We start from the raw sequence: 24,696 nt of genomic DNA, 5'->3' as shown, positions 1-24,696 counted from the left end.
TGCACAGCCTACGCAGGCGGGAGAGCGGGCCAGTTAACATTCTCAGGATCGGTTGTCACATCCACCGCCTTAACCTTGTTTTTGTAACCCATCCACGCCGACAGTTTAGCTTTATTGACGTCGCTTATTTCACCCAGCATCAGCTCTGTTCGCCAGTCGAGCATTACTTTATCGGCACTGGCCAGCAACTGACTACGCAGTTTTTCGGCGCTGGCTATCGCCGCATTTCGCTGCGCGTCAGCATCTGTAACCCACTTGCTGCCATCCCATTTATCATACTGAGTGGATGGAGCAACGGTTGTGTAACCTGAACGAATCTCCCCTATGTAATCAACGAACTCCGTGGTTCTGTCCATAGTTGAATAGACCGTAATGCCGCGATGGTCTGGCTGTTGCTCCCATCCAGTACCGTTGAATACAGCTACAAATCCCGACCGTTTCTCTCCCGGATTGATATCCGTTGAATACCCTGGCATGCTGACACCTGGATGAATAAATTCATCAGAGTGCCCGCAGTATTCTCCCGTGGCTGCATCATAGTAAAAGCAGACGACATTCCCCGGCTCAATAGCCAGTCCATTTTCATCAAAAACAGGTTTCATTATTTTGCCCTCACCAGACAGTTAAATGCTATTGAGCGTGGTGCGGTTTCACCGGCGCCACCGCTCTGCGTTTTTGTATATATTTTTGGCGTGGCCACATCATTTTCTACCGTGACCCAGGTAGAAGAGAAATTGTCCACGCCAACATTCATCCTGCCTGTTGGTAACACATGCGTATGCTCCTTGAGGCGTGAGTCCGCCCACCCCAGTAATGGCTGTGTCGGGTTCACGCCGCGCCCATCGTCAAAAATACGAATAAAATCCCCCCGCATATCAGGAATAAACAGACCCGGCCACATCAGCGCCAGTTTTGGATATTCGGCGGCAGAGAACGACGTATTATTGGTTTTCAGAAATACCATGTTTGACCATTCCGGCACGACCGTATTTGGCATTGCAGCCAATGACCAGTAAAACGGGATTCCAATAGGGGGAGCGCCTGCTCCCAAACCAAGGTTTGTGAGAGCCGTAGAAATCGCCGCTGCACCATCTGATTTGATATCGGCAAATGGGTTTGCACGGCTCAGTGTGAGTTTTTGAATGGCTTTTAAAACCTGAGTCATATCGTTAATGTCGAGCGCCAATCCTGCTGACTCTACGATATGCGCTAACTCTTCCTGCATGGCGTTAAACGCTGCTGCCCGCAGCCTCGTTGCGGCAATACCACCAGCAACACTTCCATCAGTATATTTGCCATCCTGCGTTGCAGTGGCTTCGACTTGCCCGATTCGGAGCATAGTTAATCCTCACTTAGTGTTAAGCGATAAAATCAGAGGGGGAAATATCAGTTATGAATAATTGAAAATGATGTTCAGATGGGATGGGGCAATTTTGTTGATTGAACACTCCAGTTGTTTATTGCCCCACGATGCGAGCGGATCTCCGCAGTAGGACGCGCCAGCAAGCGAATACTTGATCGTTGTTTGTGGCGCATTTATCCGCCAGGTAAATGGCCACTCGTCACCGTTAAGCGCATCACCGCATACTGACATGCCACTCATAGCGGGCCGGAACTGTGTGATAGTGATGGTATAACCAAGAGCTGCAGCCACCCGGATGTAATAATCGCGGTTCAGGCCGCCGGTGCTGATTAACTTTGCCACCACGGCGCGCTGGCGATCGCTGACGCCACCGGATTCACCAATCGCACAATCATCTGGTAACCCCAGAGAGCTTTCCCATTCTGACAACATTACCGTCGCTGTAGGGGGAAAAGCACCAGTAATCAGGCTTTGCGCATCGTTGTCAGAACGCTGAAACACGCTGCCCAGTGCCCGTAATACCGCAGCCTGTACCGTTTTTTGCGATCTGGGCCACGCCCTGCCCGTCGGCAGCAACGCGCCAAGCGCACCGGCATAATCATTTTTTGAAAAGAGGCTCATACAAAATTCACCCCGCCAAGCACCGGAATTTCGCCAACAGCAAAGGTGATATTGGCCATCGGAGAGTTAAGGATATAGCCCGTCGTGCCACTAACACCGCCGATACTCCCGTTAATATCAGAGAGGTAAACTTTCCCGGAACCATCAGGGTTAGCCTCATCAAAAAACAGCGCCGTCAGCGCGTCTTTTATACCCTGAACTGTGGTGCTGTCGGCATTTTTGATACCAGAGATTTCAATATTGATGACTTTCTTGATCGGGGAACATACGAAAACAATGGCAGTGTCTGTCTGCTGCGGATAGATGTGGTCGGCGACAGCGAGCTGGTCTCCGGTGGCTTTAACAGCCCCCCAGTCCTCAAGTTGGGATATTCCATCGGTACCGACCGGAAACCCACCATTGTCATTCCGATCACACATGATATACACGCCAACGGTCCCGGCCCCGTTCAGACGCCGCTTTACCCACGCGCGGGTGACGCCCGAAACCTCAAGCGCCCATTTTTTATAATCGGCGTCGCTTCCACCCTGAGGCGGATTCTGCCATGCCAGCAAGCCACGACTGCGAAAGTCCTCTTCCGTTTCAATATCGGCTCCGCCGGTCGCAGCGGACAGTAACGTTACCTGTGGATCCACGCCAGCAATATTCGCGTCCAGGGTCATTATGGTCCCGGCATCAGCGTTACCGCGCGCGCCTCCACCCGTTACATCACTGGTAATATCCGGCAGGATGGCCGTCACCGCGACGATACCAAATCCATCTGCCTGAATTTTAAGATCTGCATCCGTCCGGTACTGGTATCCGTCCCCGCGGTTAATGATCGAGCCAACAGGGATAATACTGTCAACACTGCCACTAGCCTGTACCGCAGGCGACTTCGCCGCTGCAGCTGGTTTTCTGAATACCTGCTTAAGGGCCATCCACCCGGCGAGATACTCATCGGTAGAGGTAAACGGGTTTGTCTGCAGGGCAATATAGTCAAGGTAGGCGTAATGCAGATGCCCCATCCCCGCATCCATGTCAGCCAGTACCTTCAGGTTCGCGAAGCGCAGGAGCGCACCAACATCCTCAAGCTCCGCCTGCATAAATTTCCGGTTTCCGTCGCGGAGTTCGCTCAGCGTCGGTCGTTTAAACGGCATATTAACGTTGCTCCCATATCCAGTAAAACCTGAATTCCTGCCAGTCCTTCCCCGGTGCCTGATAGCGGATAATGAGATTGAGCCGGTCAGGCAGGACGATCCTTGCAACAGGAATAACCTCGCTGACAACGCCATCAACCTTTAACCAGTTGAGCGCTTCACTCGAGTATTCCTCCGCTTTTTTTGCTACATCCGGGGTCAGTTTTTTCCGCCGTAGCAGCCAAAGCCGGGATCCCAGTTGGGATTCCTCCCCGGAATCCCCCCACCAGCCGCGGCGATCGCTATCCTCATAATCATCGTCAGCGCGCGCCAGCCTGTCGGTAAACAGGCTGTCCAGTATTGCAGTCTGTAAATCGTTCCCCGTGGTGAGTTCACCCAGCCCTTTCTGCCAGTCAGCAAACATCTCATCCACATTCCAGAATGAAGCGATGTCACTCATGTCACCTGATCCTCTGTTTTTTGGCTGCGGATATTGTCATTGCCACTCTGGGCATTTTTAACCACATGATCATGGTCATTATGTGCATCCCGCAGCTCTTTCAGTGTTCGGGTATTGGTTTCACAGTTATCAACAATGTCACCCGTGCACCTCAGGATCGGGGTATTTGCAAGAATCCCCTGGCTGGCATTGATGGTCACGTTAGTGGCGTTATTGACCTCAACATTCTGGCCCTTTGCATCCAGGAAGATCCCCTTCTCCGTCAGGAGAATATTAAGACCCCACTGGTTATACATGACCGTTTCGCCCGCTTTCAGGCCTGTATGACGGAACCCCTGATGGTTGGACGCAATTACCACCGCGCTGGAACGATCACCGCCAATAAAAGCCAGAACCACGTCAGTCCCTGACGGCAGGCCGGATGAAAAACCAAATTCAGCCATCCGCGGTGCGCTGGCCACCTCCAGCGGAGTCTGGTACTGGATTGACTGCACCACCCCACCATCTTTCATAGCCGTGATCCGGCCAATCCCCAGCATGCCGGCGATCCTAGTCGCTGCATGTTTAAATAGTTGCTTCATGTATTGAATCCCGCCAGGTTCTGGTAGAAGGCATATGGCTGAACGGCGAAAGCTTCCGGCGGCATCAGCGCTAGACGCGCATGTGTGCCGTTGTCGTCTCGCATATAAGTGACTTCAGCAATGAGTAATTCAGTATCAGGAAGTTGCAGTGTTGGAAGGTCAACCGGGATCAGAGTATTGGGCTCCCAAAGTTTCCCATCCCTGTCCCGCCAGGAGTCGATGGTTACAGATAATTGTTTTGAGCGGCCATATCGACGATTCATTTCCCAATCTATTGCACGCTGTGCCTGATGCGAGGCCATCAACGTACTTTCGATAATAGAAATATGCTTTCTATAACGCATTTTGGCAGCTTCAGGGTCCCTTGCCGTCGCCAGCGTTACCGCGTCATATGCTGTATCAGGTGAAAATCCGGCTATCGGTGATATTCCCATAGACACGCCAACATAGTCCGAGAACCGATCCGCCATTGACCTACGATAGTATGCCTGTTCAACATTTACGCCTTCTGCAATACCGCTTGCGGCCCGTCGTGTACCAACACGAGTCAGAAGCAAATTTCCATCAGGCTGGTCGTAATAGAGCAATGCTGACCAACGGGCCACCCTTTCAATAATTTCCTGTGGTGATTCACCCCAGTTAATTGTGAATTGAGGTACCTTAATCAAGTCATCGACATCAGTCGAAACCTGAATGTCATAGTACGATGCCAGGCGCTGAGCAATTTCAAGCGCATTACTGGCATTAATAACGTTATTGGGCCACTCCGCAGAACAATCCACAAGGTCCTGACATTTACTGCGCCCCGTGGCTCTTACTTCATGCCGAGAGCGTGATATCGCTGGTTCCCAGTCATCAACATATCCCGTCAGTGTCAGATCATCTCCGATACGAACTTCACAAGACATTCCCTCTTCAACGAGTTGACGATCTTCGTTGCCAGGGAAGTAATCCATTAGCCCAAGATCGAAATCAGAGGGAAAACGCTCAATACCCCGCGTTACCCGGACAGAATCCCACCCCTCGATGATTTTGCCGTCGACCGTCAAAGAAACAACATCCAGATCGCTGTCTGCATTCATTGCCTCAGTACCTTCATGGTTGTCGGCATAAACGCCGGATGCGGTACGCGCGCTTCCTGTACCAGTTCATCTGCACGGGTGACATCCTGGTATAATCGGTTTGCCAGCGTCAGCGCCGGAAGCGGCTGAGCGGTAGTAACCTGCAGAAGCTCGCTCAGACCAGAAGCACGCTCACTCATCGTAGAAAGGAATGCCGATCTGACGGCGAGAAGCGCGTTATACATATCATCGTCCGCGCGGTCTCCAGCCAGAACCAGCGCCGTATCAAGTTGCACAGAAACTCGTTGAGTTAACTCTTCTGCCTCGTCTGTACTGGCTGGTCTGGAGTCCGCAGCGGCACTGGTCATGGCACCAGTACATAGCACAACAATCAGCGTGTTCATGGTCGCCGAAATCGCTTTGCTGCTGTCGGACTGCTGGTACTCCGTGCTGATTGAATTAGCCAGTTTTTCCAGCGCTGTGATTCGGTCATTAACGCTGCCGGCGCTGTTAAGAATTGCGTTTACCACGTCGGCGACGCCCTGGACAAACTCATCAGGTGTGTTGGAGCTGCTAAGCTGGCTCGACCTGTCGGTAACATTTTTCCGGTCCATTACCGACTGGGCTGTTACCTTGTCAGCCAGTGCTCTCTCATCATCCACATCAGCAACTGACGATTTGCCAGCAACAGCAGAGGAACTACCGCCCACAGAGCCTTTACTGTAACGTCCGTACCGGGTATTCCCGAACGTGGAGTTCAGGACATTGCTGAGATTCGTGACCTGACTGATGGTGCTGTCAACCATGTTAGTCCAGAACGTGACCGTGCCTCTGATGGTGTTTATAGCCTGTGTGACACCGCGGATTTCACTCTTAACCCTGGCAATCGTGCTCAGCACAGCAGTGCTGACCAGTTTCAGATAGTTGGTTTTCACCGTGGCGCCTGCAACGGTACTGCCCGTGACAGCAAACACTTTAAGCCCTGATTCAATTGCCATCAGGGTAAATTCAAATACTCGCCCGTTCTCCATCGAACCGGAAATACGCAAACCATTCTCAGGGATGGAAACCGTTAATTCGCCCAGTGTCGGATGGACAAGCGTACCGCTACCTTTTTGTTCACAGGCTTCAATCAGTGACTGGCGCTGCGTGATAGCATCGCCGCCGCCGTAAACCTGGCTGTTCTGGATCAAGAAACCGCGAATAACAAATCGCCGTGTTGCCCGCCCGATATCCTCTATCCAGGCTGTATCACGGTAGGGATATTCATGTACCGCCTGGCGTCGGCCGTGGCTCCCTTCCTCAGCAACAATTGCAAATGGCACACCTCTGAATGAGCTGGGCCGTAACTGCCCCTGCCAGTCATCGCTGGTATCTCCCCCCAAAAGAGAAGTTATTGCGTCCTGGATAATTGACGGCATCACGCCTCCGGAAATAAAAAAACCGCCACCTGGCGGTTACCGTATATACAATGACAGTTGAAAATGATCAGTAAGACATGGGTAACGTTATTCTTCCGCCATCTTCGGCGCTGTATTCCCTTCGCCCTCCCTTCCCGTCGATCATGGTGATCTCAAGTTTCAATTTTTGCTCAGCCATCGCACTCATGAAGGAGCGCGTAATATTATCGGTAAGGGTCTTATCTGGTCCCGAACGCTGCAACTCTGGCTGAATGATTCCGTCTCCAGAGGATTGTTCGTTCACCGGACTGTCAGGGAAAGCATCACTTTTCCCTTGTTGTGTTCTGAGTATCGTGGGTTCTTGATCCACGCCGCGTGATCCAGAGATAATGTCATACCGCTGCTGGGCCAGCACATCCGGATTTCTCTTCCCTGACCACCGATCATCAGTAATGGCGGTCTGGATGGCGTTTAGCAGTTGTTCCTCAGTATAAGGTTGTGCGCCATTCTCATGTTTAATCATGGCTGCCATTATCGTTTTTAATGTTTCCGGATCGTGCAGATTTACTTGCTCTTTGGCTCCATATCCAGTGGCTTTTGAGACGGAGTCAATATATGCACGAGTATTATTCTCTGATTGCGGAGCATAGGTATGAATAATCCCATCCAGAGTATTATTCCCCCTGTCACCATACAACATCAGCTGTCTCGCCATTGCAGTTCTTCCGTCGGCATCATTCGCAAAAGTAGAAAATCCGCCATTTTTACCCGTTGCGTTTGCTGCAACCCTCAAATTACCGGGATTATTATTTCTGAAGCCAATTGCGTTATTCCTTGTTTCCCCGTAAGGAACATTGCCGCGTGCAACGTTGGATTGTGGCTGGCTGATAGCGGATAAGTCATTCTGCAATTGAATCGCAGAATCGGTCGCGCGGTAATTCGCATCGTACCGCTTTCTTACAGCATCAGTCATGAAACCCGCGTCAACCTGCCCACGTTCACTGCGGGGTAAGCTGTTATAAAGTTCCTTATCGTTCTGAATGCGCCGTAGTTTCTCAGCATCATTGCTGTTGATAAAACCGAGAGCATGAGACAGCCCAGTAAAATCACCATTAGTGAACAGATCGGTAACACCTTCAAGTCCGTCTTTGACTGAACCATCCGATAGAATGGTCTTAAGCGCCTTGTTTTTTGAACGTTGCCACAGCCCATCCCAGGAGGCGCTAAGTTCATTCATCGTTCCATTGATGTCGCTTAGTTCTTTATTAAGTTCAGGATCAATTGTTAGCCCAAACTCATCAGATTTAGCCAGCAGCGTTTTCATGCGCTCACCTTCACGCATTAACGCCAACATTTCTGGCGTCAGCCCAAGAGCATCCGCTACGGACTTTTGTTGCTCAGGCCGCAACGAAGGGAAGACACGAGCAATCTCCTGTAATGTTTTTAGCGTATCAACAGAACCATCATTATTTTTCTGTATCTGAACACCGATCTGTGCGAGCGCACCAAGTACCTGCCCATTCGCGCCACTGGCGGCTTCTTTCAGCGTTTTCGCCATACCATCGATAGAAGCATTGGCACTTTCACTATCAGCGCCAAGGATGCGCATCGCTCCAGCAAGACGGGAAAAATCGTCAACGCGCATTCCCGCATTTTTTGCCGAGACATCAAGATTATAGGCCTGACGGGATGCCTCCCGAAATCCATAAGCGACCTGTTTCAGTCCGTAGCCGGCAGCACCGGCTAACCCCAGCGCCCCCATCTTCCCCGTGAGCTCCCCCACCATTTTCAGTGGGGGAACCATGTCGCCAATAAACTGCACGTTATCCCGCGCGCTCTTCGACATATTCTCGAGGCGAGAAATAAAACCGCTCAGTCCGTCGGCTGCTTCCTGACCGCCTAACTTGAGCCCTTCTTTAGTTTTATCTAGCTTCGGCTCCAGGTCACGGACAGCCTCATTAATGCGGTCTATAGCCTCGCTAACCTGGTCGCTGGCCACCAGCTCAAAATCAAAAGAATTACTCATCGTCTTCAGGTTTCCTAAGCTTGTTTATCCGGGATGCCTGCGCCACCCACCATTTCAGCCGGGCGCGGGTCATTCCCCACGCCCTGTCCTCAGACCAGCGGAAATAGAAGGTGACGTCAGCGGCCATTTCCTGCCAGGTTGTCAGGGCTTCCAGGTCAAAAAACTGAGCAGATACTCCTCACACTTACGGAAGTCGAGAAAATCCATCGGCTGCAGTACGCTTTCACGCGTACCGGAAACCAGCGCAATAAGCAGGCGCATCGCCGCGAGCGACGTTGACGCAGCCTGTTTCTCATAAAACTGCTCAGCCTGGCTTAGCGTGGGTGCTTTCAGCTCCAGCTGCGTATAAGTGGTCTTCTCCGCAGCATCATCCAGCGCTACGGTTAATGGAATGGTTTTAACGCGTTCAATCTCAGCCATCTTAGTTCTCCGTTACGTCGCGGCCTTCCCAGCGAACATCAAATACTGCATCTTCGCTTTCCACTTCCTGGACGTTGACCGTCCAGAGTGAACGGCCAATGATAGTTTTCCCGTTAGCCAGCTCGGCGATCACGTTGACGTTCGTCTGCTGGTTAAAGCCCTGCACATTCGTTCCGCCACTGTCACGCAGTCGGGCAGAAATGTATGGCGCCACAGGTTTTTCCTTATATCCGTGCACACCATCCATCCCTGTCAGGGTGGTACGGTTTACGGTGGCAGCCTGGTATTTAAACGAGCCCTCCACCATTACCGTCACACCGTTAACAGTGACATAGGCGGTTCCCGCCAGGCGGTTAGTAGTATCACCTGCCATCGTTTAAGCTCCTGTTGATTCAGCCCGAGTGCGGAACTGATTGAGCAGCGCGAAAATGCGCAACTGGTTCATGAGGGTTCCCGGCCACAGCACATCGACGCGGTTCGGATTTTTGGCGTTCTGCTCGACGATGATATTTTTTGCGAATGCCTCCGCATCCTGCGCATAACCGTTCCATACCAGAGTCTGGTACTCGGCAATCTGATCGGCCTTGATAATGTTTGGCGTGACGATCGCCGCGCCAGGTGCAAATCGGGTTCCATCCGCAGCAAGCTTCATACGGCCAAACTTGCTGGTCACCGCTGTGCGCAGGTAGCGGGTCACAAACATCAGGCTGAACAGCGTCTCCACTTCCAGATAACTGTCATCTGCATCGCCATAGCTGTTTTTCTGGTAGGTGGTGATCAGGTTTTCAATGCGCACCGTGCCATCGTCATCGACCGTAAATGTCGAAATGCCGCTGTACAGCAGATTGTTACGCTCGGTCAGCTCAAAGCGATCCTGCAGTTCTGGCGCAAGCACCCCCTGAACAGCGAGCGACTGTAGCGGGCGGCCGGGGTCATTACGCAGACTCACCGCAGCTGCGCCGGTGTAAGCTGCAGACCATGCCCAGGAAGGGGACGGCGATTTATTTACGCCCAGCAGGGTCTCATGCTGGTTATTGCGCAGCTCACCTTTGGTACCGAGCTGGGCGTAAGTCCCGGTGGTGGTACCAAAGGAATGGCCATAAAGCTGCTTGTCCCATGCCCAGCGACCGCCAGTGTCTGACAGGAACTCCTTCATCACATTCAACGAGGTTGTATCGTCGTAAGGGTTGATGATGAAATCGAATGTTCGATCCTGCAGGTTTGCCAGCGCGCCGGTAATATCCGGAGCCCCGACTCCGTTAGACATAGCAGTAATCGTCAGTTCCAGGCCTGCAGGTGTGGACTCGCCTCCAGGTAAGCCGAGGAAGTTCAGGCGAATGTCGATCCCATTACCCGTAGCACCAAGATTCTTCGCGGTCAGGGTTACGGTATCCGTAGTCGCACTGGCGGTTACAGGTAGCGTGGTTTTTGCGTTAATCGCCGCGGCCAGAGAGGTGGCGATCGCTGCCACCGTATCTGTTGCTACAACGGTCAACTGAATGCGCTCACCAGCAATATAAAGGGAGATCACTCCGGTTGCCGTCGGTGCGCTGCTCACTTTAATGGTGCCGGTTGCAGCCACCATGGAATCGGAGTCTTCCTCCAGCGGCAGGATCCAGACTTCGGCTGCGGTATCATTTTTCTGATACGCCGCCATCATGGCCTGCAGAATTCCCCCTTTTCCTGTCAGCTCACCGACGGTATCCGAAGAGGAAACTCGCTGCGGAATACCAGGGAGGGTTGAGCCGGTACTGAGCATCCCACCGATAAGCAGGGTGCGCTGCGTGGCAGTGGCGTTATTCGCCATTGAGTTATCAAACTCAACGAAGAAAAGCCCTACCCGCAGGTTATCGGGAACACGAGCGAAAGGTACGGTCATTCATTTTCTCCCGCTTTTTTAGGTAATGATTGTTTCTCTGGCGCGCCCTCATCCTTTTTAGAGAGGATCACGTCCCCATCGCTCAGACGGCGACGCCAGAAAATATTGTCAGGTACTTCAGCACCCTCTTTAGGCAATGGGATGCCCTTGACGGGGCAGCGAACGCTGAGCCCGTTGTTCGGCTTAACAAACATGGATTACTCCTGAAGATTGAGGCTGATACCCGGTTTAACTGTGCCGTCTGGCATGTCGACCGCAATATCCATGCCCTCAAGGGGAACCGACTGGACAGGATAAAAATCTTCCGGCCCCTGGTAATGCTCTATGTCGATCTCGAAAAGAAGCTGCCCCATATGGGCCTCTCCTTCTGAATCAACATTGATGGTTGAACGAACTTCCGCGTATTTCTGAATATTCCGCGTCAGTTCGTAGCTGTTGATCACCGCGCGCTCCACCTGCTCGCGAAGGCTTTCAAGCGCCAGCTCTGCCCGCATGGCTCCATCATCCACTGTATCGCCGTCATACTCCTGAACGCGCCCAGTGATCCTGACAGTGGTGAGGGTGGTAAAAGCAGGGGTATTACGCCCCTGTGATTTTTTCTGTTCAAAAGGCGTCTGAACCAACAACACAGGATACATATCTGGTGAAGTTGACCAGTCGCGTGGAGAGAATACGCGGTCGCCCGCGCTGGTTGTCCCGGTTAGTGCAGTGACAACCATTTGCCGTATCGCTGCTGAATTCATCGCGGTTTTACCACATTGAGGACAAGACGAGATCCGCCATGACTGTCGGGTTCGACGTTTGACACAACAAATAACTGATTGATGATGTGACCACCGACCGTCTTTATAAATACCCGGTCAGATACAGCAGGTTGCGATTTACCCAGCTTGCGAAATTCAGCATCGCGCACACCCAACATCGGGCTGGAGGTGTTAATTTCTGAATCGCCATCAAGGTTTTCAGCAACCTGCGCATAACCACGGTCAAAAATCCCGTTAATTGTAAAAGGAGTACCGTTACGTGGACGGTACTCGTGCTCATCGCCAAAGACATCATGCAGCGGACTCAGAAGATGAGAATCCCAGTCCACGCCCATGTCATTACCCTGTCGTAACTGAAACTGATGGCTGAGAAGCAAGAACTCGCTTACGAAGCACATCAACATCAGCAATAACGCCGGACTGCAGAAGACGCTCAGCATCTTTGCCGGTTACAGGGATGCGCATATTTTCGCGGTACATCTCCCCGTCATGACGAATGCAATTCCCTTTCAACACCACATACTCCTGCGATTCAGTGTCTCCGGATTTTTCGTCACCACCATCGTCATCAACAGACAATTCGGCATCATCTGTTTTGCTCAAAGGCTGTTTTTCCTGGGTGTTATCGCCAGCATTCAGGTCGTCAACGCTCAGGCCGTCTTTGGCAGATCCTTCTGCATTCAGATCATCAGCCAGCCCGGTATTAGGTTGTTTTGCCATATCAGACCACCGTTGCGCAGAGGGATGCATTTACCCGGCTCGGAATAACCAGCGGGGAGGATTGCATCAGGATAAGACGCTGGGCTGGATCTTCTTTCACCCAGGATTTTGGCGCATAAGCCAGCGGACCGTAGTTGAAAGCCGGGTCCAGGATAACGCCAAAGGCGCGGGTACCCATCAGATCGGCACCACTCATAATGACAGCGCCATCGGGGATCATAGGCTTCTCGACGTTATCCAGCGGGTCAATAAACCAGTCGTTATATAACCAGAGGTCAAAGTTACCCCAGCGCCCTTTATAAATTGCGCCCTTCATTACCTGTGGGCCGGCGTTAATCTGGTTACCAAACGGGCTCAGCGCCGGGAATGTAATGGCGTTATCCTTGATGGTGGTATCCAGTCGGAATGCACGCCATGACTTATTCGTAAAGACCAGATCCGTGGCGACAGAGCCGGACTCTTTCAGGAAAGTAGTCTGCCAGATTTCAATGTCATCTGATGGCTGGGTATTGGTAGCGCCAGCTGCAACGGTCAGTGGCCATTTATCCGAGCCGCTAAGAGTGATGGTCAGATCCGAAGCACGCCCGAAATCCACCACCTGAGTTTCATAGCCCTCCCCGGCGACGGTTACGGTCCCGGACACCAGCGCACTCGCCGCCATCCATTCCAGACGACGGTTGATCATGTCAATCTGGTCAGTCATTTCAAACTGAAGGTTCAGCATTTCGCGCTCGGCAGCGGTATATTCCCCGCCAATACGCTCACCAATCTGGCGGCGGATAGGTTTGCGCAGGTCCGGCGCGCGCTTATCTTTGATGTATGCCGGTTTGAAGGTATTGGTCTGGTATTTACGGGATTCGACCAGCTTACCTTCCACCAGCGGGGAGACGAACGGCGCCATACGACGCAGGCCGACATCAACATCAATCGCCACTTCTTCAGTCTCGTAAGTCACGACATTCGGGAAGAAGCGATCGAGCAGCCAGTTCTGACTGGTTTTCAGGTTAGGAACAACCTGCACCAGCACGCTGGTATCAAAAATATTTTCCATATTCAGTCTCTTGATAGTGCCAGCCGCAGCTGGCAAAAAATTTAAACGAGCCAGCCCCTGCCGGTTAAAGCATTCGTCAGGAGAGCCGTGGGGGAAATCAGGAGGTGGTTACAGGTGCCTGGTCACTGTCTTTCAGGAAGATAGCCAGCGGTCGGAGCGCTTTTTTCAGGTCAGCGGTCGTCCAGGAGTTATCAAAAATAATTCGGTGCTGGTTGAATTCCCCCATCAGATACAGGCCGCCGTTCTGATCGGAAGACGATGCATCAACATCATCAACCAGAATAGCAACGGGTAACTGACTGCCATCTTCAGCCGTTTTCACACATTGCGTGTATTTCCCGCTGGCAGCCACCAGGCCCAGGACAGTACCACGCTTAAAGGCACCGCCCGTAATGATCCCGGTGTCAGTCACCAGCTGGAGCGTGCCAGCGACAAGCTGATCCGGAACAAACAGCGCGCTCTTCATGCCAGGCGCAAACGCATTCTGACCAAACTGATCCATTATTTCTCTCCTCTTGTGGAGTTGTAGAGGACGGTCATTTTACTTACCAGCGCAGACTTTCCGGTCTCTTTCTGTCCGCTATCCGGATTAAGCCGGACCTGGTGGCTTTCCTGCATACGCTGATCGAGAGAGCGTTTACGGGATGGCTGAGATGCGGCTGCGGCCGGAGCCGAAGAGGCTAGGACATTAATTGCTGCCGCAGAACTCATCCCGGTATTGAAAGCCAGTGACGCGGCCAGTGAAGGATTCGCAGCTGCATGCTTACTGCCGAAAATACGGGCGCAGCGTTTACGCTCAGCAGCGCGTGCATTTTTTACCGCCTTACTCTCTTTGCGATCGTCGTCGCCGTCGTCTTCAGAATCATCATCTTCTGACGCATCCGGATCATCGCCGTCATCTTCAGCATCATCGTCGCGTTCGTCTTCTTCCGCGTCGTCGTCGCGCTCATCATCATCGGCATCATCTTCGCGCTCGTCCTCTTCCGCGCGACGGGCTTTCGCTTTTTTGGCTTTTTTATCCTCTTCTTCCTCAGAAGCGGAAGGGCCAAGACCAATGAGGTGAGCAAAACTAAACGTCTTTTTCTTTGCCATTTCAGGCTCCTGTTTTTTCAAGTAAGTTTTTGAACGCAGCGTCAGGAGGACACACCTCATCAGCCAGTCCAATTTCAACGCCATCAGCAGCCATAAAACAGGCGGCCTGGGTACTTTTTATAACCTTTGCGCTAATCCCCCGGTTTCTGGCAACAGTGTTCACAAACAATTCGCCCATGGTGTTAATGTCCTGCTGGATGGCGGCCAGCGCTTCATCTGACAACTCTCTCAGCGGCGAACCTTCAGCCTTGCGGGATCCATAGGTGATGATCGTAACTTTAAGACCGTCATCTTTAATCCGCTGCGTCCAGTCAAGGTGCATGGTGATCACACCCACAGAACCCACTCCGCCGGTGCGCGGAACAGAAATCCGGTCCGCTGCACTGGCAATGGCATACGCAGCGGAATAAGCGCTTTCCGTCAGAATGGCATGGATAGGCTTTTTCCCCCGGGAGCCGTAAATGACATCAACCAGATCGAAGCATCCAGCGACCTCGCCGCCGGGTGAGTCGATATCCAGGCAAATGCCCGAAATGTCGGGATCTTCCATCGCAGTAAGAAACGCCTGACGAATGCCGTCATACCCTGTCATTCCACTGTACGGACGCAGACTGCCCAGTTTTTGCACCAGCGTTCCGCATATCGGGATGACGGCGACACCCAGCACATTGTCATAACCCGGATCACTACGGGATTCACGTCCCCGGTTATCGTCATATCCGTACCAGTCATCCTCCATGGCAAGAGAAGATTCGATTTTACTGATACCAAATCGGTCCATTACGGATGCCATGATGACTTCGGCTTTACTCGGGTGCAGCGCCAGCGGGGTGTTAAATAATCGCTGGGCCAGATGGGGTAGATTCACTTTTCCTCCGGATCGGTAATGGTCTGGCTCGCAAACTGGTCAGCCTGTGCCCAGCTCGGAAGCGGTAATCCGCGTTTAAGACATGACTCAATTTCTCTCTGGCGCTGATCAAGCACTTCTTCCCAGTCTTCACCGACGTTTTCACCCACCTCAATCTCGAGGGAGGAAAGTCCGGCATCCAGACCAAGAATGGCGCCTTTTTTCTCTGCAACCGGATCCACCCAGCCGCGCCCTGGCCCCATCCAGCGCGCGCGAGAATACGCGGCTCTGGCGTCAACAAAATCAGGTGCGCCTGCGGGCAGGGGTAAATCCTCATTGTCGTGAACTTCTTCAACAAAGGCGGTGAGAATGGGCTGAGCGAAGCCGGTAGAAAAATCGTCCCGGCGGCGAGTCAGTGTTTTCCATGCCTCCAGCAACGAGGAGCGTGCAGAACTGTAGTTAACGTCAGACCAGTCCTGGGTGACCTGCTGTGGGGACAACCCTGTTCCTGAAGAAAAATTACGGAGAACAGCAGATTCGAAGACTTCAAAATTGCTGTAGGGCCGCGCCGCGTTAACCGTCGTGATTTTCTCACCAGGATAAAGAATGGGCATTCGGGCACCATTCTGAAGTGTCAGACGCCGATCGTTATGGAACTCAACACGCCCGTCCTGATAAGTGCCTAACTCCGACTCGTCATAGGTCTCGCCCAGGGCAGACTGAACCATCGCAGGGTCATAGGGTGACTCAATGTAAGCGGCAAATATGGCATTAAGAATTGCTGCCTCAAGCTCACTCTGGTCATACTTCACCAGCATTTTCAGACGCTGAATAACCGGAGTCAGGATGCCGTTACCGCGGTGCTGCGCGCCACGCTCATGATCAAAATCGTGAACCACATGCGGGCGGCCCCAGTCAGTTTCACGCGGGATACGCTGCCACGTCATGGTTTTAGCCCCGCTCCACCAGTCACCGATATGGGCCTCCCTGATGTGGTAAGCAACCGGCGCACCGTCCGCATCAATTTCAACGCCACCACGGACATTTGGCATATCGAAATTCTGCTGAGGATTACTGAGGCGGTCAGGATCGACAATCTGTACCGTGGTGGCGTAACGCCCTCTTCCGGGACCAAGCCTGTCAGTTCTGTACTGGAGAATGGCCAGAGCATCCCCGTCAATAAGCTTGTGACGAAATCCCAGGCGTAACATCTGCGACACGGTGAGTTTTCGTTCAACATCACAATACCGGCCAGGATCGTTACTCCAGGTCCGCCAGTGCCCGTCCAGTGCTTTTCCGTACTCTTCCGCCCAGGACGCATCAAACGCCTTGTTTCCGGTGATCATTCTGAGAACACGGTAATCGGGTTTCATGATGGGGCGGAAGTTGGCACCAACCGCATTATCCAGCAGACGTGTGACCGCACCGTTTGCCCAGCCGTCATTACGGACCAGATCGCGTGCGCGGGACACGATGCGATCCCGGTAAATGTTAATTTCATTGTCCGGGGACCACAGCGCGGGTTGCCAGTTCGCCAGTTGATCGCTGAAAGAGTCAGCTGCGTCATAAGGTACGCGGCTCCCCCCCACCAGCATAGAGGGACGCTGCTGTCGCAACGGCTGCCCATCAGAGCCCAGTATCTGTACTTTATTCATCAGAATCTAAACCTCGCTGGTTTCCGGGGACGAGAGATAATCCCCAGTTGCGCCTGCAGAAGTTGAATCAGGGCCAGCAGATCAGCCAGGGTGCTTTGCTGATAGGACACTGATCGCGTCCCGTCTCCCTGCGTATAGGAAAACGAAACACCGTGGCTCCCGGTTGCTAAATCAATGTACGCCTGCTGAGCTTTCGCAAGCGCATCCCTGAGCTGATCGTTAGTCATTGCGCCGGCAAGCAGGCTGGTGTTCCGGTTGAACATGATTTTCCTTATTTCGGCAGGAGTTGCGATATTCGCTTACGTTTGACCGGCGCTGGTTCTTCAATAACCGCACCCGGCAGCTCGTAATTGATTTTTTCTTCCTGTCCAACTGGCGCTGGCAGGAACTTATCCGGATCGGCTTCGAGGTTGGCGGCCCGGACGTTGAGTTTTAACCCCATATGTTTGAGACCGCACAGCGCGGCATAGCTGTAAACGAGGCAGTCAAGCGCTTCGTTAGCTCGTCCTGGTATTGCTTCCCAGATACTGTACCGCTGCCCGGAAATGACTTTGTAAACCAGTCGCTCCGCCAGCAGCTGATTGAAGTACCCGAGATCGCGATCGTCAGGAAAATGCATATAACCCGCAGCGGCGGCGCCAGGTTTGGGTGGCTCAAGATGCAGGCGACCGCGTATCACGTCTTTCGCTGAGTTAACCCCCAGAATGACAGGGCGGAAACTGGCTTTGCTTTTCGATGATGGTCGTTTGGTCGGCCAGACAGGATTGCGTTTGCCTCCCTGTGCAGACTCCCCCTTAATTGCCCAGACACGACGGCCAAGACGCTCTTTGGCGAATTCGTATACCTTCTGCGTATGGTGGCCGCCGGAGTCCATGCACGTTGCCATGATATTCAGGCCGCGCCCGTCACCACGTCGCCAGATCTGTTTCAGGTATGCATCCAGTCGCTTCCAGGGTTCTTCCGTCTCAAGGTCACCATAAATAACGTCATGCGCGACCGACCACGATTCTTCATCTCTCCCCCAGCCGGTGATCGTAATTTCGAAGCGATCGTCCTGGGTATCAACTCCAGCTGTTAACAATGCCACCCCGTCCGGAACGAGGGCCGGAAATATTTCCCGGCGCGCCAGCAGAACATCAACAGGGAGCTGTTTCCCATGATTAGGTCGGTGCGGAAGCCCCATCTGGGTATTCCACCACGCCTGTTCCTTATCCGGATCGCCCTTCGCATCGATATATTTTTTCGCAATATCCGACGGCTTATCTTTTTGCCAGGGGCTGAAAAGCTTGGATGCCTGGTACCCCACGTGGTGGTTATCGACTGCCTCCTTTCCACAGGAGGGGCAGATTGCGCGATAGACCGCATGCCGTTCCGACTCTGACCATTGCCAGACCTTTTCAACGCTGCCCTCGTCTGCCGCCCGCCAAACAAGGTCATAATCCATCAGCGGTGAGTGCCGCTCCCCGCAGCACTCAAATGGGCGCGTCTGATGCCATCGAATAGTTTGCAGAGCTCTGAGGCGCTGTCCTTCGGACCAGCCACTACCACAGCATTCGCAATAGAGCATCGCCGATTTAGTCAGGTGTTTATCTCCCTCTTTCGGCCACTGAACGTGTTTGAAAAAGTCGGGGAACTGGCGGTGGCCACAGTGCGGGCAAACCACAGATGCCCGGCGCTGATCGGAGTCGGCGTAGCTGTCAGCAATGCGGCTCTCATCCTCCACCGTCGGCGAACAGGCGCGTACAGACAGCCAGGTCAGGCCAAATGTCGCTGTACGCTCTTCGGCCAGCGCAATTGGATCGCCTTCGCGGGTTATCGGGTACTTGTCCACTTCATCCGCCAGCAGGACACGAATCGGACGACGCGCAAGGTTATCAGGGCTACCAGCACCCGCCAGCGCCAGAAATCCGCCAGTGAACGCCTTGTAAAGAATGGTTTCTTTCGAGCTTTTCTGTTTCGAATCACCGATGATTTTACGCAGTACCGGCGTCACCCTTACCAGCGGGCTAATACGCTCTTTCGAAAACTGTTCAGCGGCTTCTTCTTTCGGCTGCAGCAGCAGTATCGGACAAGGATCGAGGTGGGCAAAATAGCCAAAAAGGTTTTCCAGCAGTGCTGTCTTCATCAACTGGGTACAGCACATTACAGTGATGATATGAACCCCGGACTCCGTCGCGGCAAGCATCGGTCCGCGGGCAATTTCTACCGTCGATGTTTCCCAGTTTCCCGAAGTGCTCCCAGCCTCTTTTGCCAGCTTACGATAGTCATCTGCCCACTGCGGCACACTGATACGCGGCGGGGGTGTCCAGCCTTTGCGGACGCTTAATTCAAGACGCTCAATCTTCTGCCGGGTTAAACTCTGGCTCTCCGAGGACTGAGATGTGTTTGTGGACATGTTCAATCAGCACCTCTGTCATCCTGTCCGCCGGTACATCCAGATCAGCAGCCATTAGCGGCGCCACCCTGGACGGCCAGTTAAGCCAGGCATCACGCTGTTGGCGAAAGGCGTTGAATAAAACCTCCTCGGCTGCTGTCAGCTCAATAAGCTGGCCGCTGTCTTTTTCATACTGCAGCTTTGCCTGCAGGGCCATGTAATTCTCGCGGATACGTCCCGCTTCCTCTCTCGAAAGATCTGCCCCTTCAGTGAGCATTATCTGGCGGACAGTTTTATTGATTTCATCACCGTCATCATCGTTATCGCTAACGACGGGAGTTTTCTTTTTCTTCGCGTTCGAGGCGCGCGGGTCTTTGCCATCGCGGTTTTTCTTCAATGCCGCATCGCTGGCCTCTACGTCAATCAGGTCTCCGTCCATCACAATGAAGCGCCCGGCTTTAATCCACCGACCAATTGTTTTGCGATCCACACCTGAATGTTGTGCGTACTGACTCTGGTTCATCGTGGTCATGGGACATCACCTGGGACATTTTCTGGGGTGGGACATTCGCCTGGGACATTTTTGCCATGTCCCACCAGAATGTCCCACTGGAATAAACTGGAATAGCCAGAGCTGGCGAGGTGTCCGTAATGATCGCCAGAGGTGGGACATGGGACACAAATCTGAAAGTTGTAGCTAGGAAAACACCGCGGCGCGCAATGCCCGTGCCTTACAAAAGTCTCAGGAAGGACCCATTTTTTTAATGGCTTCGACCATTCGCTCCGACTATGATTATTCCTATTCAATACAAGGAGAATGTAATGGGTAACAATATAATCAAAATAACTTTCGTAGCCGCAGTGCTGGCATCACCAATTGCTCATGCCCAGTGGGTAACTAATACTGAAGATGACCTTTTCTCTGGTGGTAAGAAAGCAATGATGCTTGGCGAGGTTTCATCCGACAATGGCGCCATTGTGTTTGACTGCACTAAAGAAAAGCTATCGGCGGCATACGTTGAAATGGATAAAAGCACCGAATCACTATCAGAGGTACCAATGGACCTGATAATGAAGGTCGACGGGAATACCGCAGTGAAGCTCGATGCTACCCTTTCAAGACGTAATGTTCAGAGCCTCCAGATTCAATCGGATGACACGGACCAACTGAAAACAGTGCTTAAGCAGCTTCAGGGGGCGAAATCCAAAGTGTTAGTTGGTGTGCAAACAAAGGATGGCGGAAACCAGCATTCCATGTCAGCCAATGTTTCTGGATCGACAACTGCAGTAAACAGCTTCATAAAAGCTTGCGAAATTAACTTATAAGTTACTGCTTTTATTTTGCCGTCCTGATGGCTTCTGCTATCGCCTGATTTAAAGCAGACGGTAGCAGTGCGTTCGCCATGGTACGGGCCCTATCCATATACCCCAGCACTGGAGTCACAGGTAGCGCATCACCAAACCGGATCAAAAGCTTTGGAGAACGCTGTTTGCGTTTCGGTCTTCGCGTCCCGTTAGCGGAACGTTTGGCCCGTCGCTTCTTAGCTTTCATCGGCTTCTTACGCTGCCAGACAGCGTTAACGCCATCAACCTCACCTACGAATACATTTTCCTTTGCTTTAAGCTGTGAGAGCTTATTACGCGGCATGTTGCCGTATTTGTTTAGCTTAACGTTCTTGGGATTTAATAGAGCCTGGCTATTGAGCTTGTGCTCTCCGCCAAACTCGAATGGTTCCAGATAACCAGCAGCGGTATCACGGACAAAAACCTTTGCGGTCAGATTGTTCTTTCTTGCCGCCACCGAACCAACTGATTTAACGGTAAACGGCGTGGGGCTCTCCAGATGTCGTTCGAATGCCGTCTTCTGAGCCAACTCAATCTGGCGTACAACTTTTGTCATCGCCTGAGCTGTGGCAAACGGGATTTGCTTTTGCAGTTGCTTTAACTGGTTTGATAAATCCTTCAGTGTTGCCATATCAGTCACCTGTATTTACTGCCTATTCTTCAGCATTATCGATTACAGTTACTGTCTGAATATCAGGATGTTACTTATCGTTGAGTCTGGGTAAGGTAATGGCTCAGCCCGTCAGCGGTGGGACGTTGGCGTACCAGCCTTGAGAGGAGTGCTGATTGCCTCTTGATAAGGAGACTTATGCAATTTCTTCACAAACGAATGCACCTGAATGCAGGTGATGTCGTTGTTGTTGACTGCTCGCACCAGTGCAACATCCTTCTCACTACCGACAGTAACTTCAATAGTTATAAAAATAACCGGGGTTTTCATCATCATGGTGGTGGTGGTTTCTTCGAGAGACTTCCGACCCGGTTGGTTGCGCCTCAGCCTGCAGGGCCAAGAGATATCTCAGATGAGATTAGGGACATGCTTCATTAATTATTTTAGTAATATCTGCGGCTAACTTATTCAGCCAACCTGAATTAATCCGAATGCCAGCCATCACATTTGCAGATGTGGTGGCTTTTTTATTTCGCTTATGTCTTTTCATTTTTTCCCTTTTTTGTATCGCCCCTTTCAGGCCGGCCTTCGGTGTGCGCGGTGGCATATTCACTCCGATAAAAATATTGAGCATTATCGCAGGCACTCAGTAATTCCTGCTGTAATACCCGTCGTGATGACCATTAAAAAAGCCACTCGAAAGTGGCCTTTGTGATGGCAATAAAAAACCGCCCGTAGGCGGTTATATTCAGCAGGTCGCATGTTATCTGTGAATGACAAACAGCGATTTACATTTAGGGCAAAGTAACGCCTGTTGTTGGCGTACTTTCGTGGTCGAGTGTGTGGATTTATGTCCGCATATCGGGCACATGACAGTCGTATTGGCTGCAAGCCCAACACGCTGCATTGCATAATCGAAAAATGACATGGTGGTTAACCTTTCAATGAATGGGGCTTATTATACCATGCATAGCTCAATTATTAATCAATCATCATCGCATGCTTGATGCCATTTAACTTTGTCGCAGGCACTCAGTGAATGTCTGCTGTAATGCCTGCTCAGCCAAGTTGAAGCACACCGTGTTCTTTTGAATCAGAGAATGCAACAAACCCAGTGTATTCGGGGATAGTGTTCCGTCATCAGCATCAAATGCTGAAATGGTTGCGTGAAGAATCAAAAATGCTCCAAATCCCGCGCCGCTGCTGCCCCTCGATGGTCAGAATCGTCAAGGAGGACCCGTTAAAAGGTAAGCAGAAAATCTGTGGTTAGAAGTGAAGGCTTTGACAACGTTCTAAATTTTATGACAGAAATAAAAAAGCATTACCTTTCAAGATAATGCTTTTTCACTCGAACTGAGTCTTATAACAATTAGATTAATGTGATTTTAATATCATAGCTTTCAAGCCCAGTCATTTTTTCACGAGCATTAAACTGGATATCGGAAACTTCTTTTCCTGTCTTTTTTTTGAGTTCAATAATTTTTTTTGTGATGAATTCAGAAATATCCGCTTCAGTTTTTCTTTTTAAATCTTCGACGTTCATTGTTTACCTCTCTTGATCTCTAACGTATCAACGCCAGGCATGTTACATTCCCCGTAGAGCACTTGTATAAGCGCTGATATGTTTAAAAGATAGAATAGAAAGACTCAATTATCAATAGTTTGCAGTACAATCTTCATGCAAAAGAGCTCGCGACCACACAAACCACTGTACTAAAATCCGGGTCGGTCACGAAACAACCAGATCTCATTTCAAAAGCTTCGAGGCTGCCTCGAGGATCTCTTCTGAACTGACATCACGATCAGAGGCTACATAAACTATTTTATGGTCTCCTGTCAGAGATGGAAATCCCGCTGACATCACGGGTAGGTGTGCTTTTTCCCCATTGGGAAACTCACGCATTATCGTAGTAATACCTTTCATTACGGTTACAACAACTGCTGGTTCTGCATTAAAAAAAACGATGACTTTTTTCATAATTTTACCGTGATGTCTCTTACAGAGATTGTCGGTTCAGCATACAAAAAAGGCTCCATAAGGAGCCTGAAATTTATTTTCTGAATTCTAACGAAGACTGACCAGAACGAATGTACAGTGCAATATTATCAAATGTAATCATTGTTGATTTGCAAAAAATACATTTTGCTCCGAAAGGATTTTTTTCAGTAACATCAAAGTTTGACGTTCGGTACTGAGATCCGTGGCAACACGGACATCTGAAGTGAATATTATTAGTAATAACAGTTACCTTATACAGCCACGACATTAACTGCCGTGGGGCCTTTAGGTCCCTGTTCAACACTAAATTCAACTTCCTGATTCTCATTCAACGTCTTGAAATCATTACTCTGGATAGCAGAGAAGTGAACAAACACATCTTTACTACCATCTTTTGGAGTGATAAAACCAAAACCTTTTTCAGGATTAAACCATTTAACTAAACCAGTCATTTTATTAGACATAAACATTACCTTTATTGAGTAAGCCCTTGGGCAGAATGGTCCGAAAAAAAATTATCAGAGAGAAAAGCTAACAAGGAAATCTCAACAGGAACAAGGAATAAAATTATTACAGCGACTGCTTCAGATAAATTCGTTACAAACCAGACATTCATTAACGCATGATTAACCAGACATAGCAAGGTTTAGTTTTGTAAGTAAATCTCAGTGGGTTTTGATCTTAAAAATTAATTTAAATAGCTTAAATCGAAAATTATGTCATGCTGCGTAAGACCTTTATCTATCACCCTAAGTTGTCAGGGATTTTGACTCAAGGAAGAGTCGTATTTCCTTCATAGTAAAAATTCACAAATTTATCCACGAAAACCGTCAACATCTTAATTTATAGAGCTATTATTTTTCCTCTACGGTTCATTGTTAGTATTTTTACGGACTCATAAATCCGCTCACATGTCATTCCTGCTCGGTAGTTTTCATCAGCGCGTTCAGCATGGTATCGAGCTTCTTCTGCCAGGCTTCCTGGCATGTCTACGAGCATTGTGGTGTCATGGCGGATGGAAAGTTATGTTGATTCGTTAGTTATCGAGCTGTAGAACGCTATGCTCTAGCGACTCGGAATAGGCAATCAGCCCGGTGTACTCAGGGATAACCTCGCCATCATCCGCTTCGAACTCAGGGATTGTTCCGGTAGTGATGGTATATTGTGGCTGGCCATCTTCTTTTGCGAAGGCAGCCAGGTCTTCAATCTGCTTAGCTGTAAGAACTACTGTAACGCTCATTCCTCAGTTGTTAAAAAGCCCCGCTATTGCGAGGCTTGATTGATTATGGCTAACGACTACATCGTAACGGT

General features: G+C 51.0%; 35 protein-coding genes and 1 pseudogene. 2 read left to right on the top strand and 34 right to left on the bottom strand.

Going from position 1 to position 24,696, the window contains the following annotated elements; all coding sequences use genetic code 11:
• Window positions 1-8: 8 nt before the first annotated feature.
• The 25 genes from HV261_RS12565 to HV261_RS12450 form a co-directional block, all read right to left on the bottom strand.
• Window positions 9-602 (bottom strand): tail fiber assembly protein, encoded by a 594-nt coding sequence (locus HV261_RS12565; protein ID WP_202038407.1) that lies wholly within the window; start codon window positions 600-602, stop codon window positions 9-11.
• Window positions 602-1,339 carry an integrase gene (locus HV261_RS12560; RefSeq protein ID WP_202038406.1) on the bottom strand — a complete coding sequence of 246 codons (738 nt, stop codon included), beginning with the start codon at window positions 1,337-1,339 and terminating at the stop codon, window positions 602-604. Before HV261_RS12560 ends, HV261_RS12565 begins: the two co-directional genes overlap by 1 nt.
• Window positions 1,340-1,390: 51 nt before the next feature.
• Complete coding sequence (locus tag HV261_RS12555; protein ID WP_202038405.1) at window positions 1,391-1,984, bottom strand: YmfQ family protein; 594 nt, start codon at window positions 1,982-1,984, stop codon at window positions 1,391-1,393.
• Window positions 1,981-3,123, bottom strand: coding sequence for a baseplate J/gp47 family protein (locus HV261_RS12550; RefSeq protein WP_016237005.1), 1,143 nt, complete (start codon window positions 3,121-3,123; stop codon window positions 1,981-1,983). Before HV261_RS12550 ends, HV261_RS12555 begins: the two co-directional genes overlap by 4 nt.
• 1 nt (window position 3,124) lies before the next feature.
• Window positions 3,125-3,562, bottom strand: a complete 438-nt coding sequence (locus tag HV261_RS12545; RefSeq protein WP_001279799.1) for a phage GP46 family protein — start codon at window positions 3,560-3,562, stop codon at window positions 3,125-3,127.
• A complete protein-coding gene (locus HV261_RS12540) occupies window positions 3,559-4,143 on the bottom strand; it encodes a phage baseplate assembly protein domain-containing protein (protein ID WP_023568807.1) in 585 nt (194 codons plus the stop codon). Before HV261_RS12540 ends, HV261_RS12545 begins: the two co-directional genes overlap by 4 nt.
• On the bottom strand, window positions 4,140-5,225 hold the full coding sequence (locus HV261_RS12535) for a phage baseplate assembly protein (protein WP_202038404.1): 1,086 nt from the start codon (window positions 5,223-5,225) through the stop codon (window positions 4,140-4,142). The genes HV261_RS12540 and HV261_RS12535 overlap by 4 nt, the downstream gene beginning before the upstream one ends.
• Window positions 5,222-6,625 (bottom strand): DNA circularization protein, encoded by a 1,404-nt coding sequence (locus HV261_RS12530; RefSeq protein WP_202038403.1) that lies wholly within the window; start codon window positions 6,623-6,625, stop codon window positions 5,222-5,224. Before HV261_RS12530 ends, HV261_RS12535 begins: the two co-directional genes overlap by 4 nt.
• Before the next feature lie 67 nt (window positions 6,626-6,692).
• A complete protein-coding gene (locus tag HV261_RS12525; RefSeq protein ID WP_202038402.1) occupies window positions 6,693-8,630 on the bottom strand; it encodes a hypothetical protein in 1,938 nt (645 codons plus the stop codon).
• On the bottom strand, window positions 8,623-8,757 hold the full coding sequence (locus HV261_RS27670; protein WP_000718562.1) for a hypothetical protein: 135 nt from the start codon (window positions 8,755-8,757) through the stop codon (window positions 8,623-8,625). Before HV261_RS27670 ends, HV261_RS12525 begins: the two co-directional genes overlap by 8 nt.
• Window positions 8,758-8,771: 14 nt before the next feature.
• Window positions 8,772-9,050: a phage tail assembly protein gene (locus tag HV261_RS12520; RefSeq protein ID WP_000807719.1), complete on the bottom strand. Its 279-nt coding sequence runs from the start codon at window positions 9,048-9,050 to the stop codon at window positions 8,772-8,774.
• 1 nt (window position 9,051) lies between these two features.
• Entirely contained in the window at window positions 9,052-9,423 is a 372-nt protein-coding gene (locus HV261_RS12515) for a phage tail tube protein (RefSeq protein ID WP_000896638.1), read from the bottom strand.
• A 3-nt stretch (window positions 9,424-9,426) separates the two neighbouring features.
• The gene (locus HV261_RS12510; RefSeq protein WP_001568795.1) at window positions 9,427-10,929 is read right to left on the bottom strand and encodes a phage tail sheath subtilisin-like domain-containing protein; all 1,503 of its coding nucleotides are present in this window, start codon (window positions 10,927-10,929) and stop codon (window positions 9,427-9,429) included.
• On the bottom strand, window positions 10,926-11,123 hold the full coding sequence (locus HV261_RS12505) for a DUF2635 domain-containing protein (RefSeq protein ID WP_000497745.1): 198 nt from the start codon (window positions 11,121-11,123) through the stop codon (window positions 10,926-10,928). Before HV261_RS12505 ends, HV261_RS12510 begins: the two co-directional genes overlap by 4 nt.
• 3 nt (window positions 11,124-11,126) lie before the next feature.
• Window positions 11,127-11,672 carry a hypothetical protein gene (locus HV261_RS12500; RefSeq protein WP_001083242.1) on the bottom strand — a complete coding sequence of 182 codons (546 nt, stop codon included), beginning with the start codon at window positions 11,670-11,672 and terminating at the stop codon, window positions 11,127-11,129.
• Window positions 11,669-12,028, bottom strand: a complete 360-nt coding sequence (locus tag HV261_RS12495; RefSeq protein ID WP_000537794.1) for a head-tail joining protein — start codon at window positions 12,026-12,028, stop codon at window positions 11,669-11,671. Before HV261_RS12495 ends, HV261_RS12500 begins: the two co-directional genes overlap by 4 nt.
• Before the next feature lie 4 nt (window positions 12,029-12,032).
• Window positions 12,033-12,413: a hypothetical protein gene (locus tag HV261_RS12490; protein ID WP_001118869.1), complete on the bottom strand. Its 381-nt coding sequence runs from the start codon at window positions 12,411-12,413 to the stop codon at window positions 12,033-12,035.
• Between the two features lies 1 nt (window position 12,414).
• Window positions 12,415-13,464 (bottom strand): major capsid protein, encoded by a 1,050-nt coding sequence (locus tag HV261_RS12485; RefSeq protein WP_000427679.1) that lies wholly within the window; start codon window positions 13,462-13,464, stop codon window positions 12,415-12,417.
• A 97-nt stretch (window positions 13,465-13,561) separates the two neighbouring features.
• Window positions 13,562-13,966: a head decoration protein gene (locus HV261_RS12480; RefSeq protein ID WP_001472189.1), complete on the bottom strand. Its 405-nt coding sequence runs from the start codon at window positions 13,964-13,966 to the stop codon at window positions 13,562-13,564.
• Window positions 13,966-14,556, bottom strand: a complete 591-nt coding sequence (locus HV261_RS12475) for a hypothetical protein (protein WP_171846107.1) — start codon at window positions 14,554-14,556, stop codon at window positions 13,966-13,968. The genes HV261_RS12480 and HV261_RS12475 overlap by 1 nt, the downstream gene beginning before the upstream one ends.
• Before the next feature lies 1 nt (window position 14,557).
• A complete protein-coding gene (locus tag HV261_RS12470) occupies window positions 14,558-15,424 on the bottom strand; it encodes a S49 family peptidase (protein ID WP_001052909.1) in 867 nt (288 codons plus the stop codon).
• Window positions 15,421-17,058, bottom strand: a complete 1,638-nt coding sequence (locus HV261_RS12465) for a phage portal protein (protein ID WP_202038401.1) — start codon at window positions 17,056-17,058, stop codon at window positions 15,421-15,423. The genes HV261_RS12470 and HV261_RS12465 overlap by 4 nt, the downstream gene beginning before the upstream one ends.
• Window positions 17,058-17,321, bottom strand: coding sequence for a gpW family head-tail joining protein (gene gpW / locus HV261_RS12460; protein WP_202038400.1), 264 nt, complete (start codon window positions 17,319-17,321; stop codon window positions 17,058-17,060). The genes HV261_RS12465 and gpW overlap by 1 nt, the downstream gene beginning before the upstream one ends.
• A gap of 8 nt (window positions 17,322-17,329) precedes the next feature.
• Window positions 17,330-19,453, bottom strand: coding sequence for a phage terminase large subunit family protein (locus tag HV261_RS12455; protein WP_202038399.1), 2,124 nt, complete (start codon window positions 19,451-19,453; stop codon window positions 17,330-17,332).
• Entirely contained in the window at window positions 19,395-19,964 is a 570-nt protein-coding gene (locus tag HV261_RS12450; protein ID WP_000210383.1) for a hypothetical protein, read from the bottom strand. The genes HV261_RS12455 and HV261_RS12450 overlap by 59 nt, the downstream gene beginning before the upstream one ends.
• Window positions 19,965-20,254: 290 nt before the next feature.
• Here HV261_RS12450 and HV261_RS12445 point away from each other — a divergent pair, with 290 nt between their 5' ends.
• Complete coding sequence (locus HV261_RS12445; RefSeq protein ID WP_032652440.1) at window positions 20,255-20,758, top strand: hypothetical protein; 504 nt, start codon at window positions 20,255-20,257, stop codon at window positions 20,756-20,758.
• Between the two features lie 10 nt (window positions 20,759-20,768).
• Here HV261_RS12445 and HV261_RS12440 read toward each other — a convergent pair whose 3' ends face one another.
• Window positions 20,769-21,407 (bottom strand): hypothetical protein, encoded by a 639-nt coding sequence (locus HV261_RS12440; RefSeq protein ID WP_072667361.1) that lies wholly within the window; start codon window positions 21,405-21,407, stop codon window positions 20,769-20,771.
• Window positions 21,408-21,584: 177 nt separating this feature from the next.
• Between HV261_RS12440 and HV261_RS12435 the strand changes: the two genes are divergently transcribed.
• Window positions 21,585-21,824: a DUF1883 domain-containing protein gene (locus HV261_RS12435; RefSeq protein WP_088902173.1), complete on the top strand. Its 240-nt coding sequence runs from the start codon at window positions 21,585-21,587 to the stop codon at window positions 21,822-21,824.
• Here HV261_RS12435 and HV261_RS12430 read toward each other — a convergent pair.
• From HV261_RS12430 to HV261_RS12400, 8 genes and pseudogenes are all read right to left on the bottom strand, one after another.
• Window positions 21,805-22,032, bottom strand: coding sequence for a hypothetical protein (locus tag HV261_RS12430; RefSeq protein WP_088902172.1), 228 nt, complete (start codon window positions 22,030-22,032; stop codon window positions 21,805-21,807). The genes HV261_RS12435 and HV261_RS12430 overlap by 20 nt on opposite strands.
• A 117-nt stretch (window positions 22,033-22,149) precedes the next feature.
• Window positions 22,150-22,314: a YnfU family zinc-binding protein gene (locus HV261_RS27965; RefSeq protein WP_213090494.1), complete on the bottom strand. Its 165-nt coding sequence runs from the start codon at window positions 22,312-22,314 to the stop codon at window positions 22,150-22,152.
• A 441-nt stretch (window positions 22,315-22,755) separates the two neighbouring features.
• The gene (locus tag HV261_RS12425) at window positions 22,756-22,929 is read right to left on the bottom strand and encodes a GnsA/GnsB family addiction module toxin (protein WP_001100119.1); all 174 of its coding nucleotides are present in this window, start codon (window positions 22,927-22,929) and stop codon (window positions 22,756-22,758) included.
• A gap of 204 nt (window positions 22,930-23,133) precedes the next feature.
• Complete coding sequence (locus HV261_RS12420; protein WP_000756041.1) at window positions 23,134-23,364, bottom strand: hypothetical protein; 231 nt, start codon at window positions 23,362-23,364, stop codon at window positions 23,134-23,136.
• Window positions 23,365-23,437: 73 nt separating this feature from the next.
• Window positions 23,438-23,626 (bottom strand): cold shock small protein YmcF, encoded by a 189-nt coding sequence (ymcF, locus tag HV261_RS12415; RefSeq protein ID WP_057069020.1) that lies wholly within the window; start codon window positions 23,624-23,626, stop codon window positions 23,438-23,440.
• Window positions 23,627-23,636: 10 nt separating this feature from the next.
• Window positions 23,637-23,849: a cold shock protein CspG gene (gene cspG / locus HV261_RS12410; protein WP_000066494.1), complete on the bottom strand. Its 213-nt coding sequence runs from the start codon at window positions 23,847-23,849 to the stop codon at window positions 23,637-23,639.
• Between the two features lie 379 nt (window positions 23,850-24,228).
• Window positions 24,229-24,393, bottom strand: a pseudogene (locus HV261_RS12405) (DUF2514 family protein); the annotation flags it as partial.
• Between the two features lie 28 nt (window positions 24,394-24,421).
• Window positions 24,422-24,625: a hypothetical protein gene (locus HV261_RS12400; protein ID WP_202038398.1), complete on the bottom strand. Its 204-nt coding sequence runs from the start codon at window positions 24,623-24,625 to the stop codon at window positions 24,422-24,424.
• Between the last annotated feature and the right edge of the window lie 71 nt (window positions 24,626-24,696).

The organism is Citrobacter sp. RHBSTW-00671 (genome assembly GCF_014103415.1).
Taxonomy (GTDB): Bacteria; Pseudomonadota; Gammaproteobacteria; order Enterobacterales; family Enterobacteriaceae; genus Citrobacter.
Note: the sequence above shows the minus strand (reverse complement) of the source record. Positions and strands in the feature narration are given on the sequence as shown.

Bases quoted from the DNA above. Each gene is read 5' to 3' on its own strand.
- HV261_RS12565 (WP_202038407.1), bottom strand. From the start codon at position 602: ATGAAACCTGTTTTTGATGAAAATGGACTGGCTATTGAGCCGGGGAAT.
- HV261_RS12560 (WP_202038406.1), bottom strand. From the start codon at position 1,339: ATGCTCCGAATCGGGCAAGTCGAAGCCACTGCAACGCAGGATGGCAAA.
- HV261_RS12555 (WP_202038405.1), bottom strand. From the start codon at position 1,984: ATGAGCCTCTTTTCAAAAAATGATTATGCCGGTGCGCTTGGCGCGTTG.
- HV261_RS12550 (WP_016237005.1), bottom strand. From the start codon at position 3,123: ATGCCGTTTAAACGACCGACGCTGAGCGAACTCCGCGACGGAAACCGG.
- HV261_RS12545 (WP_001279799.1), bottom strand. From the start codon at position 3,562: ATGAGTGACATCGCTTCATTCTGGAATGTGGATGAGATGTTTGCTGAC.
- HV261_RS12540 (WP_023568807.1), bottom strand. From the start codon at position 4,143: ATGAAGCAACTATTTAAACATGCAGCGACTAGGATCGCCGGCATGCTG.
- HV261_RS12535 (WP_202038404.1), bottom strand. From the start codon at position 5,225: ATGAATGCAGACAGCGATCTGGATGTTGTTTCTTTGACGGTCGACGGC.
- HV261_RS12530 (WP_202038403.1), bottom strand. From the start codon at position 6,625: ATGCCGTCAATTATCCAGGACGCAATAACTTCTCTTTTGGGGGGAGAT.
- HV261_RS12525 (WP_202038402.1), bottom strand. From the start codon at position 8,630: ATGAGTAATTCTTTTGATTTTGAGCTGGTGGCCAGCGACCAGGTTAGC.
- HV261_RS27670 (WP_000718562.1), bottom strand. From the start codon at position 8,757: ATGGCCGCTGACGTCACCTTCTATTTCCGCTGGTCTGAGGACAGGGCG.
- HV261_RS12520 (WP_000807719.1), bottom strand. From the start codon at position 9,050: ATGGCTGAGATTGAACGCGTTAAAACCATTCCATTAACCGTAGCGCTG.
- HV261_RS12515 (WP_000896638.1), bottom strand. From the start codon at position 9,423: ATGGCAGGTGATACTACTAACCGCCTGGCGGGAACCGCCTATGTCACT.
- HV261_RS12510 (WP_001568795.1), bottom strand. From the start codon at position 10,929: ATGACCGTACCTTTCGCTCGTGTTCCCGATAACCTGCGGGTAGGGCTT.
- HV261_RS12505 (WP_000497745.1), bottom strand. From the start codon at position 11,123: ATGTTTGTTAAGCCGAACAACGGGCTCAGCGTTCGCTGCCCCGTCAAG.
- HV261_RS12500 (WP_001083242.1), bottom strand. From the start codon at position 11,672: ATGAATTCAGCAGCGATACGGCAAATGGTTGTCACTGCACTAACCGGG.
- HV261_RS12495 (WP_000537794.1), bottom strand. From the start codon at position 12,028: ATGGGCGTGGACTGGGATTCTCATCTTCTGAGTCCGCTGCATGATGTC.
- HV261_RS12490 (WP_001118869.1), bottom strand. From the start codon at position 12,413: ATGGCAAAACAACCTAATACCGGGCTGGCTGATGATCTGAATGCAGAA.
- HV261_RS12485 (WP_000427679.1), bottom strand. From the start codon at position 13,464: ATGGAAAATATTTTTGATACCAGCGTGCTGGTGCAGGTTGTTCCTAAC.
- HV261_RS12480 (WP_001472189.1), bottom strand. From the start codon at position 13,966: ATGGATCAGTTTGGTCAGAATGCGTTTGCGCCTGGCATGAAGAGCGCG.
- HV261_RS12475 (WP_171846107.1), bottom strand. From the start codon at position 14,556: ATGGCAAAGAAAAAGACGTTTAGTTTTGCTCACCTCATTGGTCTTGGC.
- HV261_RS12465 (WP_202038401.1), bottom strand. From the start codon at position 17,058: ATGAATAAAGTACAGATACTGGGCTCTGATGGGCAGCCGTTGCGACAG.
- gpW (WP_202038400.1), bottom strand. From the start codon at position 17,321: ATGTTCAACCGGAACACCAGCCTGCTTGCCGGCGCAATGACTAACGAT.
- HV261_RS12455 (WP_202038399.1), bottom strand. From the start codon at position 19,453: ATGTCCACAAACACATCTCAGTCCTCGGAGAGCCAGAGTTTAACCCGG.
- HV261_RS12450 (WP_000210383.1), bottom strand. From the start codon at position 19,964: ATGACCACGATGAACCAGAGTCAGTACGCACAACATTCAGGTGTGGAT.
- HV261_RS12445 (WP_032652440.1), top strand. From the start codon at position 20,255: ATGGGTAACAATATAATCAAAATAACTTTCGTAGCCGCAGTGCTGGCA.
- HV261_RS12440 (WP_072667361.1), bottom strand. From the start codon at position 21,407: ATGGCAACACTGAAGGATTTATCAAACCAGTTAAAGCAACTGCAAAAG.
- HV261_RS12435 (WP_088902173.1), top strand. From the start codon at position 21,585: ATGCAATTTCTTCACAAACGAATGCACCTGAATGCAGGTGATGTCGTT.
- HV261_RS27965 (WP_213090494.1), bottom strand. From the start codon at position 22,314: ATGTCATTTTTCGATTATGCAATGCAGCGTGTTGGGCTTGCAGCCAAT.
- HV261_RS12425 (WP_001100119.1), bottom strand. From the start codon at position 22,929: ATGAACGTCGAAGATTTAAAAAGAAAAACTGAAGCGGATATTTCTGAA.
- HV261_RS12420 (WP_000756041.1), bottom strand. From the start codon at position 23,364: ATGAAAAAAGTCATCGTTTTTTTTAATGCAGAACCAGCAGTTGTTGTA.
- cspG (WP_000066494.1), bottom strand. From the start codon at position 23,849: ATGTCTAATAAAATGACTGGTTTAGTTAAATGGTTTAATCCTGAAAAA.
- HV261_RS12400 (WP_202038398.1), bottom strand. From the start codon at position 24,625: ATGAGCGTTACAGTAGTTCTTACAGCTAAGCAGATTGAAGACCTGGCT.